The sequence below is a fragment of the Cellulosimicrobium funkei genome (genome assembly GCF_004519295.1).
Classification (GTDB): Bacteria; Actinomycetota; Actinomycetes; order Actinomycetales; family Cellulomonadaceae; genus Cellulosimicrobium; species Cellulosimicrobium funkei.
This window is the reverse complement of record NZ_SOZH01000004.1, coordinates 406,608-425,107: the sequence shown is the minus strand read 5'-3', so window position 1 is coordinate 425,107 and position 18,500 is coordinate 406,608. Positions and strand designations below refer to the sequence as shown.

Below are 18,500 nucleotides of genomic sequence, written 5' to 3'. Positions count from 1 at the left end.
GTCAGCGTTCGGCGTCGGACAGCACGAGGCGCAGGTACGCGCGCAGGTCCGCGGCCATGTCGACGCGCTCGGGCCGCGGGCGGTCGAGGGACAGCAGCCACTGGACCTGCAGACCGTCCATGAGCGCGACGAGCTGGCGGGCCGCGACCTCCGGCTCGACGCCGTCGCGCAGGCCGCCCGACCGGGCGCGCCGGGACAGCTGCTCGCCGATGCGCGCGACGGTGGACTCGTAGCGCTCGACGAAGTACGCGTGCGCCGGGTGGTCGGGCGACGTCGCCTCGGCCGCGAGCGCCGTGAACAGCTCGACGATGGGCCTGCGCAGGGCGTTGCGCTCGACGAGCCGCACGAGCGCGTCGAAGAAGTCGGTCCCGCGCGCGAGGTCCTCCTCGAGGTCGGCGCGGTCGACGGTCTCCCGGTGGTCGAGCACCGCCTCGAGGAGCGCCGCCTTCGTCGGGAAGTGGTGGAGCAGCCCGGGGTGGGACATGCCGACGCGGGACGCGAGCTCGCGCAGCGACGCGGCGTGGAAGCCGACCTCGCCGAAGAGCACGACGGCCGCCTGGAGGATCTCCTCACGCTTGGCGCGTCCCTTCGCGTACCCGCGGGCGGGGTCGGGCGCCGCGGCGCGGCGGGAGCCCGTGGGGTCCTGCCCGGCGCCGATGGCCGCGCTCGTCATGGCACTGCTCCGTCCGTCGTCCGACGAGGGCACACCCTACCGACCGCGGTGCGGCCCGGCGGGGTGCCCGCGCCCGGGCGGAGGAGGTTCAGGGTGCGGGGGCGAGCGTCGGGGCGGGCTCGTCTGCGCTCGACGACGGCCCGGGCACCGCGACCGACGGCCGGTCGGCGGAGGGCGTCGGCGCAGGCTCGGCCGGGGGCGTCGGGCCAGGTCCGGTGGGGTCCTCGACGTCGGGCGGCGCGGCCCGCAGGGCTTCGGCGGTCGCCGCGGTGACGGTGCCGTCGGGCGTGAGGCCGTGCGCCTTCTGGAACGACCGCAGCGCGGTGCGCGTGGCGTCGTCCATCGTCCCCGTGACGGCGACGTCGGCACCGTGCACGCGGAGCCGCTCCTGGACCCACGAGACGGACGCCGTGCCGGGGTCGGTCGTCGGGGAGGGCGTGGGGGTGGGCGCGGTCGGTCCCGGGGTCGGCTCGGACGCGGTGGGAGCGGGCGCGGGCTCGGTGGTGGGCGAGGGCGCGCCGGGCGCGGCCTGCTCTCCCGGGCCGCTCGCGGACGGGCGCGGGGACGGGGCCGGGCGCGCGTCGTCGGACGTGCCGTCCGCCGCGTCGGGCGGAGGGATGCGGGTCACCTCGGGGCGGGGGGTGTCGGGGCGCGGCGTGACCGCGGGGACCGCGTCCTCGCCGTTCGCGCCGCCCTCGGCGGAGACCCCGCCGACGACGACCGCCTCGCCACCGCCCGTCGCGGCACCGACCATGCCCGCGACGGCGACGACGAGCGTCACCGCCCCGGCGCCGGCGGCAACCGTGACCCACGGCGTGGCGGTGCGGCGCGCGGGCCGCTGGAGGGGGGCGGTGCGGTCCCGCTCGGCGGGTCCGGACCGGTCGTGGCGTCGGCGCACGTCGCCTCCTTCCGGGGCTGTCGTGGGGGCGGACGGCGCGACACGCTGCCCACCAGGGCGATCGGGTGGACGTCCACCCTGCCCCATCCCGGCTCGTGTGTCACGCCCGACGCCCTCACCTGCGGCGATGCCCACCAGGGCTCCCCCGGTCCAGCGGTGCGGCGCCACGCCTCCGACGGAGGTCGCAACGCAGGTTCCGCCCTGCGCCGCAAGACCCGGCGGGGGCCCGCGCGACAGCCTGGTGGGGCACCGCACGGGAGGCCCGTGCGGGACGCACGAGGGAGGGACCGGCATGACCACCATCCACGTCTCCGGGCTGCGCAAGGCGTACGGGGCGTTCGACGCCGTGCACGACGTGACGTTCACCGCCGCGCCGGGCCGCGTCGTCGGGCTGCTCGGCCCGAACGGCGCCGGCAAGACGACCACGCTCCACGTCCTGCTCGGGCTCGCGGCCCCGACCGCGGGCACCGCGACGTTCGACGGCCGCACGTTCGCGGACCTGGCGCACCCGGCCCGCACCGTCGGCGCGCTGCTCGACGCGGGCGGCCTGCACCCGGGACGCACGGGCCGCGACCACCTGCGCGTGCTCGCGTCCGCCGGCCGGATCCCGGCGCGTCGCGTCGACGAGGTGCTCGCGCTCGTCGGCATGACCCCCGCCGCAGACCGCCGTGTCCGGACGTACTCGCTGGGGATGCGGCAGCGCGTCGGGATCGCGGCCGCGCTGCTCGGCGACCCGGAGGTCCTCGTCCTCGACGAGCCCGCCAACGGTCTCGACCCCGCCGGGATGCGCTGGCTGCGCGACCTCGTCCGCGCGTTCGCCGACGACGGCGGCACCGTGCTCCTCGCGAGCCACGTGCTGTCCGAGGTGCGGCAGGTCGCGGACGACCTCGTCGTCGTCGGGCAGGGACGCGTCGTCGCGGAGGGGCCGCTCGACGAGCTGCTGCACGGGGAGTCCCTCGAGGACTTCTACCTCGACCTGACCGCCACGACCGAAGGGGTGCGCTGATGTACCGCGCCGAGATGCTCAAGCTCCGCACGACCCGCGCGACGTGGGTCGTCGCGGCCGTCGCCGTCGCCGGGATGCTCGTCGTCCAGGCCTTCACCCTGCTCCTCCCCACGATCCTGCGCAGCGCCGACGCGGTCGGCGGCGGCACGACCGTCGGGCTCCAGGCCCCGCCCGAGATGGTGGCCGAGCTCGCGCCGGACCTCGGCGCGCTCGCCGACGTCTCGCAGCCCGCGTTCCAGCGCTCGATGCTCGACCTCCTCGGCACCGGCCTCGGCGGCTCCGGCTCCGTCGGCGTCGCGACCGTGTGCATGCTCCTGCTCGGCGTGCTCGCCGTGACGACCGACTTCCGCACGGGCGGCATCGTGCCCACGGCGCTCGTCCAGCCGTCGCGGCTGCGCATCCTCGGCGCGAAGGCGGGCGCGACCGCGACCGTCGCGCTCGGCGTGGGCGTCGTCCTCGCCCTCCTGGGCGCCCTGGGCCTGCTCGTCGCGATCGTCACGACGCCGGGCGCGGGCCTCGCGCTCGGCCCGGGCGACGTCCTCGGCGTCTGGGCCCGCGGGCTCGCGGTGCTCGTCCTGCTCGCGTGGCTCGGGCTCGGCATCGGCACCCTCGTGCGCGGCCAGGTCGCGGGCGTCGTCACGGTCGCCGCGCTCGCGCTCGCCGAGCCGATCGTCCGCGGCGCGGTGACGCTCCTGTCCGGCGGCGACTCGGCCGCGGCCGAGTGGCTCCCGCTCGGGCTGGGCGCGCTCGCGTCGACCGGCGGGTCCGCCGCGACGCTCCTCGGCGGCGCGGCCTCGCTCGGCGCGCTCGCCGCCCTCACCGGGCTCGCGGCCTGGGCCGCGGTCCTGCTCGGCGGGGGCGCCGTGAGCCTGCGCCGGCGCGACCTCGTCTGACCACAGCCCGTCCGGCTCCCGACGCGACGACCCGGTCGTCCACAGGCCGGGAGCCGCACGGCGCCGTCGGCCCGCCCGCCCCGTAGGGTGGGCGGGCCCGACGGCGCACCCCGTCCCCGCACCCGTCGCCCGTTGGAGGAGGACCGTGACCGAGACCCTGCGCCGCGCGCTCGACCGGGTCGGCGTCCGCACCGACACCGGCCGCGACGCCGTGCTGGCCGGTGTGGTCGCCCTCGCGACCGTCGTGCTGTTCCTCGGCATCGAGCGCGTCCTCGCGACGGAGGTCGGGGCCACGTTCGGCGCGCCGGGGGAGAGCCTGATCAGTCCGGGCGTGCGCGCGACCGTGCTCGCGCTCGTCGTCGGCCAGGCCGCGGCGCTCGTGCTCCGCCGTCGGGCGCCGCTGGTCTGCCTCGCGCTGACCGTCGTCGCGCAGGTGGCGATCACCGCCCTCCTGCCGCCGTACGTCGGGTTCCAGGCCCCGGCGACGCTCGTCGCCGCCTACTCCGCCGGGGCCTACGCGCCCCGCCGCGCGCGCCTCGGGGCGCCGGCGCTCGCGGCGCTCGCGCAGGTCCTGCTCGTCTTCGCGCTCGGCGGGTTCGGTGTCCCCGCCGGGGCCGGGCCCGCGCAGCACGCGCTCCAGGTGGGGGGCTCGCTGCTCTCGGCAGTCCTCACGTTCGTGGGCGCGGCGCTCGTCGGCTCGTACGTCGCGACGCGGCGCGAGCTCGTCGCCGAGCTGCGCGACCGCGTGGTGCGCGCCGAGCGCGAGCGCGAGGCGCTCGCCGCGCAGGCGGTGCTCGAGGAGCGTGCCCGCATGGCGCGCGAGCTGCACGACGTCGCGGCCCACCACCTCTCGGGCATCGTCGTGCAGGCGTCCGCGGCGGAACGGCTCGTCGACGCCGACCCGGAGCGCGCCAAGGAGTCGGTGCGCTGGATCCGGTCGCAGGGCCGCGAGACCCTCGACGACCTGCGCCTCGTGGTCGGCATCCTGCGCGGGCGCGACGACGAGGGCGACGAGCGCGAGGCCCCGCAGCCGACGCTCGCCGACCTCCCCGCGCTCCTCGAGACGGCGCGCGCGGCGGGCACGACGGTCACCGTCGAGACCGAGGGCGAGCCCTGGGAGCCCGCGCCCACCGCGCAGATCGCCGTCTACCGCGTGCTGCAGGAGGCGCTCGCCAACGCGCGGCGGCACGCACCCGGGCGACCGGTCGCGGTGCGGCTCGCGTGGAGCCCGGCGGCCGTCGTCGTCACCGTGCGCAACCCCGCCGGTCGCGTCGCTCCCCCGCAGGACGCGCGACCGGGCCACGGCCTCGTCGGGATGCGCGAGCGCGCGGCCGTGCTCGGCGGCACGCTCGACGCGCGGCGCACGCCCGACGGCGCGTGGCTCGTCCGGCTGACCGTCCCCCGCGCGCCCGCGCGCGACCCCCGCACCCCCGCCCAGGAGGCCTCGTGACACGCGTCGTGCTGGTGGACGACCAGGCCGTCGTCCGCGCCGGTTTCACCGTCATCCTCGAGAGCGAGGGCCTGGAGGTCGTCGGCGAGGCGTCGAACGGCGCGGACGCCGTGCGGGTCGCGCGCCGCGAGCGCCCCGACGTCGTGTGCATGGACGTGCGCATGCCCGGCGGCGACGGCATCACGGCGACGCGCGCGCTCGCCGGGCCCGACGTCACGGACCCGGTGCCCGTCCTCGTGGTGAGCACGTTCGACCTCGACGACTACGTGTTCGGGGCGCTGGAGGCCGGGGCGAGCGGGTTCCTGCTCAAGGACGCGGAGCCGGAGGTGCTCGTGGACGCCGTCCGCCGCGTCGCGTCGGGCGACGGCCTCGTGGACCAGTCGCTCACGCGCCGCGTGCTCGGCGAGTTCGCGCGGCGTCGTGCCCCGGTGTCGCGGGACGACGACGCGGCCGCGCTCCTCACGCCGCGCGAGCTCGACATCGTGACGCTGCTGTGCCGGGGGTCGTCGAACGCGGAGATCGCGACGGCGCTGTTCCTCGAGCCGAGCACCGTGAAGTCGCACCTGAGCCGGGCCATGACGAAGACGGGCGCGCGCGACCGCGTGCAGCTCGTCGTCTGGGCGTTCCGGCACGGGATCGTCGACCCGGCCGCCTGACCTCAGCCCACCGGCCGCGGGACCGCGAACCGGGCGTGCACCGGCGCGGCGACGTGCACGAGCGGCGGGTCCGCGGGGGGCAGCCCGAGGCGGTCGAGCAGGTCGGTGTCGAGGACGTCGAGGGTTCCGCGTCGCAGGGTCCACGGCTCGTGCACGACGGGGAACCGCCACAGCCGCCCGGCCCGCGCGCCGTACGCGGACCACCGTGCCGTGAGCCACCGCACGAGGCCCGACGACGCGTCCACCTCCTCGTGCGCGCGCACCTCGGCGTGCAGGGAGAGGTCGCGCAGCCCCGGGTGCTCGTGCGGCACGCGCAGGGGCCCGCGGCCGTCGGACCGGAACCGGTAGCGCACCGCGGACGGTGCCCCGGCCCGGTCGCCGCGCGCGTGCACCGCCGCGCGGGTCGGGTGGTACGGGACGCCGGCCGCGCGCGTCGCGGCGACGAACGCGCGCGACGTCGCCCACAGGCCGAGGAACCACACGCCCTCGGCGCCCGCACGGTCGCGCACGTACACGCGGACGTTGAGCTCGGGGAACGTCGACCACGCGCCCAGCGGCGGCAGCGGCGGGACCCGGACGCCCGCCATGCGGAACGGGACCACCCCGAGCCACGTCGTCCCACCCGCCTGCTGCACGGTGAGGCCGGGCGGGAGCCAGCCCTGCACGACGGCCGGGTCGACGGGCCAGTGCAGGAACGTCAGGTCCTCCCAGCGCTGGGCGTTCACCACGACCCGCGGTGTCGGGTGCGGCGACGCACCGGGTACGGGCACGACCGGACGCTCGGGCGGTCGTGGGCTCATGGCCCTACGGTGCTCCCCCGCGCCCACCCTCGCACGAGGTCAGCGCACCGGTCAGAGCACCTGGTACAGCGCACCCTGGACGAGCCCGCCCACGATGCCGAAGAGCGCGGACGCGCCGAGCGCCGTGCCGGCTGCCGCGAGCGCGGTGCCCGGCTGGCGTCGCACGAGCGCGACGGTGCCGGTGACGGTCGCGACGAGCGCGAGCACGCCCGTCAGCGCGCCCCGCACGAGCTGGAGCAGGCCCACCGCCGTGGGGTCGTACCCCGACGACAGCACGAGCGGGAGCGCCAGCGACGCGAGCCCGCCGGCCAGCACGGTGACGACACCGGCGACGAACGCGGTGACGGCCGACGGCGAGCGCCGTGCGGGAGGAGGGGACGAGGTGCCGTACGCGGCGGGCGGCGACCAGGTCTCGGGGCCGGGCTGGGGAGCGCTCATGCGCACATCGTGCCCGAGGGACGGCACCCGCGACAGGGGCGTCGGCGGGCCGCGGAGCAGTCCGTTCGCTCAGCGGTTGCCGGGAGCGCCGCGCGTGAGGTCCTCGGACTCCTCGGGGTGGTAGACGCACACGTGCAGGGCGTCCGGCCGCACGCTGACGTCGAGGCGCTCGTCCGGATCGATGACGTCGCCGTCGAGCTGGCGGGGCTGCGGCCGGTCGGACACGACCGACACCTCACACCCCCGCACGACCTCGCGGCTCGGCACCCGGCTCTTGCCGCGCACCACGCCCCACAGGAGCTGGACCCAGTGCTTGAGGTTCCGGGGCGCGAAGATCGCGACCTCGAGCTGGCCGTTGTCGGGTTCCGCGTCCGGGAGGAGGTTCGTCCCGGCCTGGAGCCGCCCGACGTTCCCGATGACCACGGTGCGTGCCCGGCGCCGACGCGTCCGCCCGTCGACGGTGACCTCGACGTGCATCTCGTCGTCGGCGAGGTGCTTGAGCGCGGAGAAGACGTACGCGATCGAGCCCGCGCGGGCCTTGAGCGCCGTCGGCGCGTCCTGCATCATCGCGGCGTCGAGGCCCATGCCCGCCATGATCGCGAACGTCTGCCCGTCGGCCACCCCGACGTCGATCGTGCGCCGGCCGCCCCGCAGCACGAGCCGGATCCCCTCCTCGGCGTCCGACGGGACCCCGAGGTTGGCGGCGAGCAGGTTCCCCGTGCCGCCCGGCAGGATCGCCAGCGCGGCGTCGGTGCCCGCGAGCCCCTCGACGACGGCGCGGACCGTGCCGTCGCCGCCGCTCACGAAGACCACCTCGGCGCCGTCCTCGACGGCCTGGCGCGCCTGTCCCGTCCCCGGGTCCTCGGCCGTCGTCTCGAGCCACGCGGGCTCGGGCCACCCGGCGTCCGTGAGGCGCGCGACGATGAGCTCGCGCAGCGCGTCGAGCCCCTCGACGCGGTTCGGGTTGACGATGACCGCGGAGCGGCGCGGGACGTCGTCGGGCCGCCGCTGCGCGGAGGTGGTCGCGGAAGAGGTCGTCTCGTCGGTCGGCACGGACCGAGTATGTCCTGGCGGCGCGCTGTCCGCCCGGGCTCCGGCCGAGACTGCTCGTTGACGAACGGGAGCCGGGTGGTGGGACGGGCTGCGGCCTATCGCTCCTTGAAATAGCGGAAGAGGTGCTTCTCTCGCGTGGTGAGGACGGCGGTCTGGGCGCCGAGGAAGGTGCCGACCGCGCCGGCGGCCAGGGACCGCGCGCCCGTGGCCCAGGTCTCGATGCCGAGGTCAGGGTTCTCCCAGGCGGCGACCCACCACAGTGCGGTGGCGGCGACGGTGGTGGCGGCGAGTGTCCACGCGAGCGTCTCGAGCAGGGCCTGCCAGGCGAGTGCAGGTCGCGGGACGCGGGCGTGCAGGGCGGCGGCGAGCTCGAGGCGACGGGAGCGGATCGCGGTGTAGCCCAAGGCGATCCCGACGGCGAGCGCGGCGACCGGGGCATGCCGGGTCAGGCGCTCGGCGAGCAGGGCCGGCGCGTCATAGCTGGTGCCGAGGCGAGCGTTGAGCTGGCTCTGGGTGGGCCTGGTCTCACCGGACGGGTCGGGCACGAGAGCGGTGCGTAGGTAGGCGGCCGTGGTCGCATCGGCGGGCCAGATCTCGGCCCAGCACGCGTCGAAGGACCCGGTGGCCGGTACCGGGGCGAGCAAGGTGTAGCCGAGCGTGCGGACCCGGCCGTCGTCGGGGTAGGGATAAACGCCCGCGACGACGGCCGTCCCCGTACTGGTCGCGATCTGGTCGCCAGCGCGGATGCCGAGCGCCTCTGCGAGATCGCTCGCCAGCCACACGCCGGAGGCGGTCGTGGCCGACGGGTCGAGCACGCGCGCCAGGCCGGGAGTGATCTCGTAGGTGGAGAGTTCTGACCCCGGGAGGTTCAGAGCACGAACCGGCTCGCCCGCACGCAGCGCTCCGGCGGCGCGCACCCCGGCGATCTGGGTCAGCGCCTCGCATCGCGCCGCGTCCACGTGTTCGGGCGACTCGAGCACCTGCACGCTCGCGCCGGCGTCGCGGAAGTCCTGCGCGCCGCGCACTACGTCGACCACCGCACGCGCATCCACCGCGGCGAGCACGCCGACGGCGAGCAGCAGTACGACGGCGTACGGCGCCGCGCGTGTGGTGCCGGTCAGGACGTTGCGCCACGCTTCGGACATCGTCGACGCAGCCCGCATCGACCGACGACCGCGCGGCGGGGTCTGGTCGGGTATCCCAGCGGGCGTGGAGGCAGGCACGTTCGTGGGCGGAGCCGTCGCTGCGGGCGGGGTGGTGGTCATCCCGCCCCTCCGTCCCGCTGCGCCGCGAGGCGGGACGTCTCCTCCTGGTGGTCCGCGAGATCGACGATGCGCGTGCACGCGTCGCGCGTGTTCGGGTCGTGCGTCGCGACGACGACGATCGAGGACTGCTGCGCGATCCCCTCGAGGACATCGTTCACGGTCCCGGCGGTCGCGAGATCGAGCTGCGCGGTCGGTTCGTCCACGAGCAGCAGGTCCGGAGCGATCGCGACCGCACGCGCGAGCATGAGCCGCTGCGCCTCTCCGCCCGACAGCGCGCGGAAGGGCCGGCCCGCGACCGGCGCGAGCGCGAACCGGTCCAGGACCTCCAGCGCCTGGGTCTCCGCGTCGCGGCGTCGGGCCCCCCGTGCCAGCAACGGCAGCACCACGTGGTCCAGGGCCGCCCGCCCTGCCACCCCGTGCGGATTCTGGAACACCCAGCCCGTGTGATCGACCCCGACCCGCTCGATCGTGCCCGCCCGAGGCGTCACCCAGCCTGCGAGCAGGCTGAGCAGCGTGGACTTGCCCGAGCCCGACGGGCCGACCAGTCCCACGACCTCACCTGGTCGCAGCACCATGTCCAAGCCTGTAAACAGGGTGCGCGTCCCGTCGAACGCGTGAGACAAACCGGACGTGCGCACGTACTTGGCTTTCGGCGCTCCTGCGTCTGGGCTCCCTCGGCCCGCTCTGCGCGGCCTCATGCGCACGATGACTGCCCCTGTTGCGGCGTGAGGTCGACGACGGACGGCGCAGCGCCGTCGAACGTCACCAACGTCTGCCCCAAGGACGACGACACCACCGTCACCGGCCGGGGGCTACCGTCTCCCACGACACACCCCGAACTGCCCGAAAGCGCGAACAACGCGCCCGGGGGCACCACCGCCACGTCCAGCGGCTCGGCCAGCACGTACTCCAGCGTCACCGGCTCCGAGCCCTCCGAACGCTGCCACGCCTCGAGCTCCGGGCCTCGTTGCACCTCCTCCAGGAACGTCGGGTCCGTCACCACGCCGCCCTCGCCCACCGGCGCGGTCAGCTCTCCGTACCGCACCACCCGCGCACCCGGGGCGCCGTCCCTGACCGAGTCAGCGAGCTGCAACGACGACAGCCCGCCTGCAACGGTCATGAACGACTCGTCGCCCGCGACCGTGCCCAACGGCGCCCCGCACTCCGCCACCGCCACCGACGGCGCCGGCAACCACAGCACGGACGCCGCCGGAAGGTCATCCGACGGCTCTGCAGCCCCCGCTTCCTCGAACAGACGCGCCACCGCCGTCTTCGTCGCGTCCCCATACTCCCCGTCCGCACGAACAGGGAACCCGATCCGCGCGAGCTCGGCCTGGAGCGCACGCACGTCGTCACCCTCCGCGCCCGGGGCGAGGTCACGCCACAGCGGGATCGACGTCGCCAGCGCCAGAACCGGCCGGTCGTCGATCGTCACGGGGCTCGATCCCGACTCGATCACCCCACCCGGCACGCACGACGACGCCGTCACCCGACCCGAGCCCGCCAACGACAGCGGCGTATCCTGCGCGACCTGCGGCGTCACCTTCACCCGCCGCATGTCGTCGAATGCCTGCGACGAGACCGGCGCCGTAGCCACCGCCTCCGGCGACCGTACGCTCTGCGGCACACGATCCGGCGCCAGAACCACACCTGCGGCCACGCCACCCGCAAGAAGCGTCACCACGCCCAGCATGATCGTGGCCACCGTGACCCCGGGCCCGTCACGCTTGCTCACCGTCATCACCCCTGCATTTCTTCGAACCCAGGCACTCCGAGAGGTTCCTGCCTGGATCAGTCCTTCGCGAGATCGACGACCAGCGAGCGGTCGCGGTCCATCACCACGACGACGGGACCACGCGAGCCGACCGAGCGATCGGCAAGATCCACGACCCTCTCGAGCGCTTCATCGGACGTCGGCTCGATGATGCACTCCGGTTCCGAGTCGGCGTCGAAGACGTACGTCCATCCGCGCTCCGGCTCGCCCCCGCACGATCCGACAAACTCGTAGACGACGAACACGGGCCTCCCCAGGGCCTGCCCCCACTCGCGGGAGAAACCGATCGGGACATCGTTGAGCGACTCGTCGATCGCCCGATCTCGGACCACCCCGTCAGACGCAAAACCCTCGGGCAGCACGACTGTCCGAACATCTGCTGCGTCCGCGAGCTCACGGCTCTCCTCGAGAGTCAGCGGAGGGACGGTCGGACGGGGCGTGCACGCCCCCGCGAACGCGACGGCACAGGCGACGAGCAGCGATACCGCGGCACGGCGGGCACCTCTTCTCACGAGTCCGGATTCCTCATGCAGCGCACTTCCCATGCATCCGGCTCAAGCCCGTCGAAAGCCCCCTCATCGATCTCACGGACGACGTCGTCGGCAGAGTAGTCGGCCCCTCGCACGCCATGCCGGATCATGCACTCCGCGGCGGCGGTGGTCACGTCCTCGTCCTGAGGATTCCCGAGGACAGCCGCATAGAGGGGCTCGATGAGCGCTGTCGTCCCGGTCTCGCACTCTGCGAGGATCGAGTCCGCGCCTCGGGACTCCGCTTCGTCCTCGAACGGTCCGAGCCGATACCGGTCACCGAGAGCTTCCACCGGGACGCCACGGTCTTCCAAGCACGCGACGAGTCGGCTCCGAGCCTCGACCATCTCCGCGTCCGAGATGGTTCCGTCGCGCAGCACGCCCCGTTCGAAATCGGACGTCGATGCCTCGTATGCAGCATCGAACTCTGCTGCGTACGGGCCCTCCTGCCCGGCGTTCTGGGAACAGCCGGACAGGAGAGCAACCGCAGCGACGACGGTCGACAACCATCGTCCCGGCACCGTCATACGATCACGGCACCTTCCACCCGCTGGTTTGATTGCGGTCCCACACCTGGCCGTAGTTCGCGACTCTCCAGGACGACGAGTAACGACTCGTCTCGGACAATGTGTGCCAGTAGGCGATGTCCTGGAACACCCCACCGTTGGTGGTGCGAGAGTCGAACCGCGCACGTGTCAGTCCACAGTTTCCACGAAAGGTCTCGGTGTATGTCGCCCAGTCGTAGATCTGGAAGTGGCAGCCGTTGATCCCGGGTGTCGCCGCAGCTGTGACAGGCACTGCCACCACCGCACCGATCACGAGCTGACGCCGCAATGGCTGAGACCAATCTTCGCGTCATCGCGATTTCCCCTGTCTTGGCGCCCCCCCCCTGGGCGGCTGGCACGAGGATTGCACGCCAGTGCGCGCGCCACAAGACCTAAATCTGAGGTGCTAACAAAGAGCCGCCGGGGACGCGGACGGGCAGCGTTACCTGGGACGGCGCGACTCCCCGGGGGTCGCCTCTGGCGAGCCATGGACGTGACGCATCGTGACCGTGATGACGGACCGGGTGCGCAAAGGTCCGCGTGAACGCGCGAATCGAGGATCAGGATGCCTCCCGGCGCCGGTCCGGGGGGCTACGGACGTCGTCCCGGGCACCCGGCCGCACCCGCTCCTCAAGGCTCGAGAGCGCCGCCCTTGCCGCAGGGCGGGCAGGGCACGACCCCGCCCCAGGCCACGTGCCAGCCGTTCGACGACGGCACGTGGCGCGGGGCAGCCGAGCGGGATATCAGGCCGTGAGGATCTCCGTGCTGAGGACGAGGCCGTCGCCCTCGGGGTCGCGGTCGACCCGCACGACGTCGCCGTCGGCGACGTCGCCCGAGAGCAGCATCCGCGCGAGGCGGTCGCCGATCTCGCGCTGCACGAGGCGGCGCAGCGGGCGCGCCCCGTACGCCGGGTCGAAGCCCTCGAGCGCGAGCCACTCGCGGGCGGCCGTCGTCACGTCGAGCGTGATGCGCCGGTCCGCGAGGCGCCGGCCGAGCGCGGCGACCTGGATGTCGACGATCCGGCCGAGCTCCTCGATCGTCAGCGGCTCGAACACGATGACGTCGTCGAGCCGGTTGAGGAACTCGGGCTTGAAGGACGCCCGCACCGTGCTCATGACGGCCTCGCGCTTCTCCGCGTCGTCGAGCATCGGGTCGACGAGGAACTGCGAGCCGAGGTTCGACGTCAGCACGAGGATGACGTTGCGGAAGTCGACCGTGCGGCCCTGGCCGTCGGTGAGACGGCCGTCGTCGAGCACCTGCAGCAGGATGTCGAAGACCTCGGGGTGCGCCTTCTCGACCTCGTCGAGCAGCACGACCGAGTACGGCCGACGCCGGACGGCCTCGGTGAGCTGGCCGCCCTCCTCGTAGCCGACGTACCCGGGGGGCGCGCCGACGAGCCGGGCGACCGAGTGCTTCTCGGAGTACTCGGACATGTCGATGCGCACCATGGCGCGCTCGTCGTCGAAGAGGAAGTCGGCGAGCGACTTCGCGAGCTCCGTCTTGCCGACGCCCGTGGGGCCGAGGAAGAGGAACGAGCCCGTGGGGCGGTCCGGGTCGGCGACGCCCGCGCGCGAGCGGCGGACGGCGTCGGACACGGAGCGGACGGCGGCCTGCTGGCCGATGAGGCGCTCCCCGATGGCCTCCTCCATGTGCAGGAGCTTCTCGCTCTCGCCCTGGAGCATGCGGCCGGCGGGGATGCCCGTCCACGCGGACACGACCTCCGCGATCTCGTCGGCGCCGACCTTGTCCGCGATCATCGGAGCTGCCTCGGGGCCGGACGCGGCGAACGCGTCGTCGGCCTGCTCGGCCGCCTCGGCCTCGTCGAGCTCGCGCTGCACCTGCGGGATCTCGCCGTACTGCAGCCGGCCCGCGGTCTCGAGGTCGCCCTCGCGGATCGCGCGCTCGACCTGGACGCGCAGCTCGTCGAGCTTCGCGCGCAGCTCGCCGACGCGGTTGTGGCCCGCCTTCTCGGCCTCCCACCGCGCGGTGAGCGCGGCGAGCTCCTCGCGACGGTCCGCGAGGTCGGCGCGCAGCTTCTCGAGCCGTTCGAGCGACGCGGGGTCCGTCGACTCGGACAGCACGACCTCCTCCATCTCGAGCCGCGTGACGGCGCGCTGCAGCTCGTCGATCTCGATCGGCGAGGAGTCGAGCTCCATGCGCAGGCGCGACGCCGCCTCGTCGACGAGGTCGATCGCCTTGTCCGGGAGCTGGCGCCCGGTGATGTACCGGTCGGAGAGCGACGCCGCGGCGACGAGCGCGGAGTCGGCGATCGTCACCTTGTGGTGCGCCTCGTACCGCTCCTTGAGCCCGCGCAGGATCGCGACGGTGTCCTCCACCGAGGGCTCGCCGACGAACACCTGCTGGAACCGGCGCTCGAGCGCCGGGTCCTTCTCGATGTACTCGCGGTACTCGTCGAGCGTGGTCGCGCCGACGAGGCGCAGCTCGCCGCGCGCGAGCATCGGCTTGAGCATGTTGCCCGCGTCCATGGCGCCCTCGCCGCCCGCGCCCGCCCCGACGACCGTGTGCAGCTCGTCGATGAACGTGACGACCTCGCCGTCGGAGGACTTGATCTCCTCCAGGACGGCCTTGAGGCGCTCCTCGAACTCGCCGCGGTACTTCGCGCCCGCGACCATGCTCGCGAGGTCGAGCGACACGAGGCGCTTCCCCTGGAGCGAGGTCGGGACGTCGCCCGCGACGATGCGCTGGGCGAGACCCTCGACGACGGCGGTCTTGCCGACGCCCGGCTCGCCGATGAGCACCGGGTTGTTCTTGGTGCGGCGGCTGAGCACCTGCACGACGCGCCGGATCTCGGAGTCGCGACCGATGACGGGGTCGAGCTTGCCCTCGGCGGCGCGCGCCGTGAGGTCGGTCCCGTACTGCTCCAGCGCCTTGTAGGTGCCCTCCGGGTTGGGGCTCGTCACGCGCGCGCTCCCGCGGACGGCGGGCAGCGCGGAGCGCAAGGCCTCGGCGGTCGCGCCGGCCTGCTGGAGGATCGTCGCGGCCTGCGACGACCCGGCCGCGATGCCGAGGAGCAGGTGCTCCGTCGAGACGTACTCGTCGCCGAGCGCCTGGGCCTCCTTCGCGGCGGCGTCGAGGGCCGCGGACGTGGCGCGCGACGGCGTCGGCTGCGCGACGGCCGAGCCGCTCGCGGTGGGCAGCGCGACGAGCGCCGCGCGCACCTTCTGCCCGACGGCCTGCTTGTCCGCGCCGACGGCGTCCAGGAGCCCGACGGCGACACCGCCCTCCTGCGTGAGCAGCGCGGCCAGGAGGTGGGTCGGCTCGAGCTGCGGGTTGCCGGCGGCCGACGCGGTCTGGATCGCCTCGCCGATCGCCTGCTGCGACATCGTGGTGAACTTCGTTTCCATAGGTGCTCCGATGTGATGCCTCGAAAATCTGGTCTGGCCAGTGGAACGACTCCTAAGTTGAGTGTATTCCGCTCAACTTCGTTCGGCACTCCCGGACGACCGCTCGCCGTCCTCGCACGCCCTCGGAGCGGATGAAGTCCGGCCGCATTCCGTCTCAAATCGGCATCGACCCTCGCCCCGGGCGACGATCCGAGACATGCTGGGCGGGTGAACTCCTCACCCTTGCGCAGACGACTCGGCCTCGGCGCCCTCTTCGCCACCCTCGCACTGTTCCTCGCGGGGTGCATGAGGATGGACATGGCCATCACCCTCAACGAGGACGACACGTTCGACGGCAGCGTCGTCATGGCGTTCTCGGACGAGGTCGCCGAGTCGATGGGCTCGGACCCCCAGGAGCTCTGGGACCAGATGGGCTCCGAGATGGAGTCCGAGATGCCGGAGGGCGCGACGCAGGAGCCGTACGCGCAGGACGGCTACACCGGCACCAAGATCACCTACGCCGACCAGCCGATCGCGCAGCTCGACACCGGCGCCGCCGACTCGATCTCCGTCACCCGAGAGGGCGACGAGTACGTCGTGAGCGGCTCGATGGACATGACGGGTGAGGAGTTCAACCCGGACACGGGCGACGCGGCGACCGACGAGATGTCGCGGCAGATGATGGAGGGCCTCGACATCAAGATCGCCATCACGTTCCCCGGCGAGGTGGCGGAGTCCAACGGCGAGGTCGACGGCAACACCGTGACGTGGACCCCGGTGGTCGGCGAGGTCAACGAGATGACGGCGCGCGGCTCGGCCGTGCCCGGCGGCTCCGCGGGCTCGGGGACGGACGAGGGCACGGACGCGGGCACCGACGACGGCGCGACCGCGCCCGACGCCGAGAGCTCCGACGGGTCCGGCTCGTCGGCGTGGATCTGGTTCCTGGTCGGCGGCCTCGTGCTGCTCGGCATCATCGGCCTCGTGCTGTGGCTCGTGCTCCGCTCGAAGCCCGGCACGCAGGACGGCCAGGGCACGGGCTTCCCGCAGGGCGGGTACCCCGGCCAGCCGGGCCAGCCCGGCCAGCAGGGCGTCTACGGCGCGCCGGGTCAGTACCCGGGCCAGCCCGGCCAGCAGGGTCAGTACCCCGGCCAGCAGCCGTACCCGGGCCAGCAGGGCCAGTACCCCGGGCAGGGCCAGCAGGGCCAGTACCCGGGCCAGTACGGCCAGCCCGGCGCGCACCCCGGCCAGCAGGGCCAGTACCCCGGTCAGCCCGGCCAGCACCCCGGCCAGCAGGGTCAGTACCCGGGTCAGCCGGGCCAGTACCCCGGCCAGCAGGGCCAGCACCCGGGCCAGCCCGGCCAGCCGCAGGGCTACGGGACGCCGTCCGGCCCGGGCCAGCAGGGCGGCCCGTACGGCGGCCAGCCGCCGGCGCCGCCGCAGCAGCAGGGCGGCTACCCGGGCGCCGCGCCGTTCGCGCCCCCCGGCGCGCCGCACCCGCAGTCGTCCCCGACGACGCCGCTGCCCGCCCAGCCGCCCGTCCCGCCGGGAGCGACCCAGCCGCTCCCGCCGCACCAGCCGCCGGCACCGACCCAGCCGCTCCCGCCGCAGCCGGGCCCCGCGGGCCAGGACGGCCCGGGCGCGCAGGCCGGTCCCGACGACGAGATCGACGACGCGACGCGCCTGCGCCCGCCGACCGACTGAGCGGTCCGCACCCCGCACGACACGACGGCCCGCCCCGGGAGACCGGGGCGGGCCGTCGTGCGTCCGGGACCGCTCAGGACTCGACGGTGACCTCGACGACGTCGCCGACGGCGTCGAGCCGCACCGCGGGCCAGTAGCCGTCGAGGAAGTGCTCGCCGCACGTGTCGGCGAGGTGCACGACGACGCTCCCGTCCTCGTGCCGCTCCACGAGCTCGACGACGAGGTCGTCGTGCGCCGCGGCGAGCTCGTCGGGCGTCGGATCCCCCTCGCTGAAGCGGCGCACGACGGCCTCGACCGCGCGGCGCGCGAGCCGCGGGCCGAGGGCGTCGTCCCACAGCGCCTCCGCGGGCACGTAGGCGAGCGCCTCGGCGCCGAGCGCGGGGTCGACCTCCGCGAGCGTCGCGGGGCGCCACGACGGGTCGCGGTCCTTGTCGACCACCTGCGCGCGGATCCCCTCGACGAGGTCGGGCTGCGTGTCGACGAACCAGCAGACGAGCCCGTACTCCTGGGCGAGCGCCGCGCGGAGGTCGGGCAGGTCGCGCGCGCTGCGGACGGCCGCGAGCGCGACGGTGACCGCCGTGGGCGACAGCCGTTCGAGCTCGTCCGCCTCCGCACCCGCGCGCTCGTCGCCGTCGGCGGCGGCCGCGCGCAGGCGCGCCACGATCTCCGGCACCGTGTCCGCCGCGTACGCGGCGTCGATCGCGGCGCGGCGCGCGACGAGCCCGGACACCGGCGCCGGGAGGGCGTGCCGCCGCACGACGTCGCGCACGGCCTCGACGTCGAGCGGGTCGACGCCCGCGCTCGCGAGCGCGGCGAGGTCCGCGCCGAGCACGGGCAGCCGCTCGCTCGGCACGTAGTGGTCGGCGAACCCGGCGTGGATCGCGTCGGCGGCGTCCATCGTCACCGCGCCGAGCGCGAGCATCTCCCCCAGCCGCCCGGGCGTGCGGGCGAGGAGCCACGACCCGCCGACGTCGGGCGTGAAGCCGATCCGCGTCTCGGGCATCGCGACGCGCGAGCGCTCGGTGACGACGCGGACCGGCGCGTGGGCCGCGAGGCCGACGCCGCCGCCCATGGTGATGCCGTCCATGATCGTCACGACGGGCACGGGCAGCTCCGCGAGCGCCGCGTCGACCGCGTACTCGCGCCGGAAGTACCGGCGCGCGTCGGCCTGCCGCCCGGCGACGACCGACGCGTGCAGCTCGCGGATGTCGCCGCCCGCGCACAGGCCGCGGTCGCCCGCGCCGTCGAGCAGCACGAGCCGCACGGTCGGGTCGACGCGCCACTCGCCCAGCACGTCGGCGATCTCGCCGAGCATCGAGTACCCGAGCGCGTTGAGCGCGCGGGGCCGGTCCAGGGTGAGGTGCCCGACGCCGTCGTCGACGCGGGCGAGGATCTCGCTCGTCATCCGCGTCACGCTACCGCCCGTCGGCGGCCGCGGGTGCGCACGACGTGGGACCCTGGCACGGCAGAGGGGTCG

The 18,500-nt window shown here is 74.7% G+C and carries 17 protein-coding genes; 5 read left to right on the top strand and 12 right to left on the bottom strand.

What is annotated here, in order from left to right:
• Position 1: 1 nt before the first annotated feature.
• Both E1O70_RS07820 and E1O70_RS07815 read right to left on the bottom strand, forming a co-directional pair.
• Positions 2-673, bottom strand: coding sequence for a TetR/AcrR family transcriptional regulator (locus E1O70_RS07820; protein WP_082774317.1), 672 nt, complete (start codon positions 671-673; stop codon positions 2-4).
• A gap of 88 nt (positions 674-761) precedes the next feature.
• Positions 762-1,571, bottom strand: a complete 810-nt coding sequence (locus E1O70_RS07815; RefSeq protein ID WP_061267151.1) for a peptidoglycan-binding domain-containing protein — start codon at positions 1,569-1,571, stop codon at positions 762-764.
• A 292-nt stretch (positions 1,572-1,863) separates the two neighbouring features.
• Between E1O70_RS07815 and E1O70_RS07810 the strand changes: the two genes are divergently transcribed.
• The 4 genes from E1O70_RS07810 to E1O70_RS07795 all read left to right on the top strand — a co-directional run bounded on the left by E1O70_RS07810 (position 1,864) and on the right by E1O70_RS07795 (position 5,576).
• On the top strand, positions 1,864-2,577 hold the full coding sequence (locus E1O70_RS07810; RefSeq protein ID WP_061267152.1) for an ABC transporter ATP-binding protein: 714 nt from the start codon (positions 1,864-1,866) through the stop codon (positions 2,575-2,577).
• Positions 2,577-3,470: a hypothetical protein gene (locus tag E1O70_RS07805; protein ID WP_061267153.1), complete on the top strand. Its 894-nt coding sequence runs from the start codon at positions 2,577-2,579 to the stop codon at positions 3,468-3,470. Before E1O70_RS07810 ends, E1O70_RS07805 begins: the two co-directional genes overlap by 1 nt.
• Before the next feature lie 145 nt (positions 3,471-3,615).
• Positions 3,616-4,920: a sensor histidine kinase gene (locus tag E1O70_RS07800; RefSeq protein WP_061267154.1), complete on the top strand. Its 1,305-nt coding sequence runs from the start codon at positions 3,616-3,618 to the stop codon at positions 4,918-4,920.
• Positions 4,917-5,576 carry a response regulator gene (locus E1O70_RS07795; protein ID WP_061267155.1) on the top strand — a complete coding sequence of 220 codons (660 nt, stop codon included), beginning with the start codon at positions 4,917-4,919 and terminating at the stop codon, positions 5,574-5,576. Before E1O70_RS07800 ends, E1O70_RS07795 begins: the two co-directional genes overlap by 4 nt.
• Before the next feature lie 2 nt (positions 5,577-5,578).
• Here E1O70_RS07795 and E1O70_RS07790 read toward each other — a convergent pair whose 3' ends face one another.
• The 9 genes from E1O70_RS07790 to clpB all read right to left on the bottom strand — a co-directional run bounded on the left by E1O70_RS07790 (position 5,579) and on the right by clpB (position 15,343).
• Positions 5,579-6,376, bottom strand: a complete 798-nt coding sequence (locus E1O70_RS07790; protein ID WP_082774318.1) for a YqjF family protein — start codon at positions 6,374-6,376, stop codon at positions 5,579-5,581.
• 51 nt (positions 6,377-6,427) lie between these two features.
• Positions 6,428-6,814, bottom strand: coding sequence for a hypothetical protein (locus E1O70_RS07785; protein ID WP_061267157.1), 387 nt, complete (start codon positions 6,812-6,814; stop codon positions 6,428-6,430).
• A 69-nt stretch (positions 6,815-6,883) separates the two neighbouring features.
• A complete protein-coding gene (locus E1O70_RS07780; protein ID WP_061267158.1) occupies positions 6,884-7,867 on the bottom strand; it encodes a diacylglycerol/lipid kinase family protein in 984 nt (327 codons plus the stop codon).
• Between the two features lie 95 nt (positions 7,868-7,962).
• The gene (locus tag E1O70_RS07775; protein WP_128957625.1) at positions 7,963-9,132 is read right to left on the bottom strand and encodes a hypothetical protein; all 1,170 of its coding nucleotides are present in this window, start codon (positions 9,130-9,132) and stop codon (positions 7,963-7,965) included.
• Positions 9,129-9,707, bottom strand: a complete 579-nt coding sequence (locus E1O70_RS07770; protein ID WP_240696634.1) for an ATP-binding cassette domain-containing protein — start codon at positions 9,705-9,707, stop codon at positions 9,129-9,131. Before E1O70_RS07770 ends, E1O70_RS07775 begins: the two co-directional genes overlap by 4 nt.
• A 119-nt stretch (positions 9,708-9,826) precedes the next feature.
• Positions 9,827-10,867, bottom strand: coding sequence for a peptidoglycan-binding protein (locus E1O70_RS07765; protein ID WP_128957626.1), 1,041 nt, complete (start codon positions 10,865-10,867; stop codon positions 9,827-9,829).
• Between the two features lie 56 nt (positions 10,868-10,923).
• Positions 10,924-11,418, bottom strand: coding sequence for a hypothetical protein (locus E1O70_RS07760; protein WP_128957627.1), 495 nt, complete (start codon positions 11,416-11,418; stop codon positions 10,924-10,926).
• Positions 11,415-11,939 (bottom strand): hypothetical protein, encoded by a 525-nt coding sequence (locus E1O70_RS07755; RefSeq protein ID WP_128957628.1) that lies wholly within the window; start codon positions 11,937-11,939, stop codon positions 11,415-11,417. The genes E1O70_RS07760 and E1O70_RS07755 overlap by 4 nt, the downstream gene beginning before the upstream one ends.
• Positions 11,940-12,721: 782 nt before the next feature.
• A complete protein-coding gene (gene clpB / locus E1O70_RS07750) occupies positions 12,722-15,343 on the bottom strand; it encodes an ATP-dependent chaperone ClpB (RefSeq protein WP_061267163.1) in 2,622 nt (873 codons plus the stop codon).
• 297 nt (positions 15,344-15,640) lie between these two features.
• Here clpB and E1O70_RS07745 point away from each other — a divergent pair, with 297 nt between their 5' ends.
• Positions 15,641-17,023 carry an LppM family (lipo)protein gene (locus tag E1O70_RS07745; protein ID WP_061267164.1) on the top strand — a complete coding sequence of 461 codons (1,383 nt, stop codon included), beginning with the start codon at positions 15,641-15,643 and terminating at the stop codon, positions 17,021-17,023.
• A gap of 73 nt (positions 17,024-17,096) precedes the next feature.
• Here E1O70_RS07745 and E1O70_RS07740 read toward each other — a convergent pair whose 3' ends face one another.
• Positions 17,097-18,428: an enoyl-CoA hydratase/isomerase family protein gene (locus E1O70_RS07740; RefSeq protein ID WP_128957629.1), complete on the bottom strand. Its 1,332-nt coding sequence runs from the start codon at positions 18,426-18,428 to the stop codon at positions 17,097-17,099.
• Between the last annotated feature and the right edge of the window lie 72 nt (positions 18,429-18,500).

Excerpts from the sequence above, each read along its gene's own strand:
- E1O70_RS07820 (WP_082774317.1), bottom strand. The coding sequence starts at position 673 with ATGACGAGCGCGGCCATCGGCGCCGGGCAGGACCCCACGGGCTCCCGC.
- E1O70_RS07810 (WP_061267152.1), top strand. The coding sequence starts at position 1,864 with ATGACCACCATCCACGTCTCCGGGCTGCGCAAGGCGTACGGGGCGTTC.
- E1O70_RS07805 (WP_061267153.1), top strand. The coding sequence starts at position 2,577 with ATGTACCGCGCCGAGATGCTCAAGCTCCGCACGACCCGCGCGACGTGG.
- E1O70_RS07790 (WP_082774318.1), bottom strand. The coding sequence starts at position 6,376 with ATGAGCCCACGACCGCCCGAGCGTCCGGTCGTGCCCGTACCCGGTGCG.
- E1O70_RS07785 (WP_061267157.1), bottom strand. The coding sequence starts at position 6,814 with ATGAGCGCTCCCCAGCCCGGCCCCGAGACCTGGTCGCCGCCCGCCGCG.
- E1O70_RS07775 (WP_128957625.1), bottom strand. The coding sequence starts at position 9,132 with ATGACCACCACCCCGCCCGCAGCGACGGCTCCGCCCACGAACGTGCCT.
- E1O70_RS07770 (WP_240696634.1), bottom strand. The coding sequence starts at position 9,707 with ATGGTGCTGCGACCAGGTGAGGTCGTGGGACTGGTCGGCCCGTCGGGC.
- clpB (WP_061267163.1), bottom strand. The coding sequence starts at position 15,343 with ATGGAAACGAAGTTCACCACGATGTCGCAGCAGGCGATCGGCGAGGCG.
- E1O70_RS07745 (WP_061267164.1), top strand. The coding sequence starts at position 15,641 with ATGGCCATCACCCTCAACGAGGACGACACGTTCGACGGCAGCGTCGTC.
- E1O70_RS07740 (WP_128957629.1), bottom strand. The coding sequence starts at position 18,428 with ATGACGAGCGAGATCCTCGCCCGCGTCGACGACGGCGTCGGGCACCTC.